The organism is Paraburkholderia sp. SIMBA_053, assembly GCF_046534895.1.
GTDB lineage: Bacteria > Pseudomonadota > Gammaproteobacteria > Burkholderiales > Burkholderiaceae > Paraburkholderia > Paraburkholderia caledonica.
Genome location: NZ_JAWRXU010001262.1, coordinates 1 through 251 on the forward strand (window position 1 = coordinate 1; position 251 = coordinate 251).

1 pseudogene is annotated in these 251 nt (G+C 47.0%); it reads right to left on the reverse strand.

The features are described from left to right. Positions 1-111: pseudogene (locus SB753_RS39680) on the reverse strand (resolvase); the annotation flags it as partial. Positions 112-251 lie beyond the last annotated feature (140 nt).

Consider the following 251-nt stretch of genomic DNA (forward strand, 5'->3'; position numbering starts at 1 on the left):
GGGAAGTTCCGGTGAAACAATGGCTAAGCGTTTGCTGGCCAACTTTTGTTTCAACGTCTCCCAATCACCTTGTTTGAGCCGTGCCAGGCGGTCGATTTGTTCAACCAGCACTCCTCCGGCGATTTCGTGTTCAGACTAACCAAGTGTGGCAAAGTCTGATGAGGGGGAGTCCATGTCATTCGTTATGTGCCACCAGAGTTTTGAGGCAATAAATTGAAGTATAAAGACTTGTCGAAAATTGCATTAGATCC